The 1052-nt window shown below is 58.7% G+C and carries 1 protein-coding gene; it reads right to left on the reverse strand.

Going from position 1 to position 1052, the window contains the following annotated elements; all coding sequences use genetic code 11:
• Positions 1 to 16: 16 nt before the first annotated feature.
• Positions 17 to 960, reverse strand: a protein-coding gene (locus CLV41_RS27380) for an IS630 family transposase (RefSeq protein ID WP_103225665.1) whose coding sequence is annotated in 2 segments (ribosomal slippage) — positions 17 to 624 and positions 624 to 960 — 945 coding nt in all. Because the reading frame shifts where the segments join, the coding sequence is not laid out codon by codon here.
• Positions 961 to 1052 lie beyond the last annotated feature (92 nt).

A 1052-nucleotide genomic window follows, 5' to 3' on the forward strand; every position in this document is an offset into this window, starting at 1 on the left:
CTAGAGCGCATCCGTTTTATGTTGGTTCATATCCGGCGGCAGCGAAGTAGTTGGCACATTCCTGTGGCTTGAAGTGGGCGCAGAGGTCACCAACGGAGTTCCACAAGGCGTCGACTGTACGTTCTGCCTTGGCGCGCAACAGAGCCTTGAGCTTCGAAAACGCCATCTCGATGGGGTTGAAGTCGGGACTGTAAGGCGGCAGATAGCGCAGCTCGGCACCGACGCTTTCAATGGCTTCCCGGACGCCGACAGCCTTGTGGGCCGGCAGGTTGTCCATCACGACGATGTCGCCGCGTGACAGCGTCGGTACAAGGGCCTGCTCGACATAGGCCAGGAAAGCCAAACCGTTCATGGCACCGTCGAGTACCATCGGCGCCGTCATGCCGGTCAAGCGCAATGCACCGGTGAAGGTTGTCGTTTTCCAGTGGCCGTGTGGCACTCCCGCCCGGCAACGTTCTCCCTTCAAGGATCGCCCACGCAGCCGCGCCATCTTCGTATTCAGGCCGGTCTCGTCAATGAAGACGAGCCTGGCCGGATCAAGATCAAGCTGGCTGTCGAACCACGCCTGACGCCGCATCATCAAACCTGGACGTTCCTGCTCCAATGCGTGAGCGGTCTTTTTTTGTATGTGAACCCGCGTGAGCGCAGCCAACTGCTCAACATGCTTCGGCCGATCTTCATGCCACAGTCGTCAGCAAGGCGGGCGACCATCTCGTCAAGCGTGATGTCCTTCTTGTCCTCGATCAGGCCAACGATGAACCCTTCGTGCGGATCAAGACGGGACACGTTCTTGCGTCCGGGCTTGCGGGGCTCTGTCTCGCCCTGTCCGGCGCGCGCGATCCAGCGGATCGCACTGGAAGCGCTCACACCAAATCTCGCCGCTGCCTGTCGCGCAGAAGCTCCTTCCCGCGATGCTTTCAAAACCCGATCCCGAAGATCGCAACTCAGTGCCCGGCCCATTAAATCGCCCTCCATTGCTGGAAAGCTTGAATCAGACCTAACCTGACATGTCACATCACATTCGATTCATCGAAAAACGGATACGCTCTAGA

Source organism: Roseibium marinum, assembly GCF_002906165.1.
Lineage (GTDB): Bacteria > Pseudomonadota > Alphaproteobacteria > Rhizobiales > Stappiaceae > Roseibium > Roseibium marinum.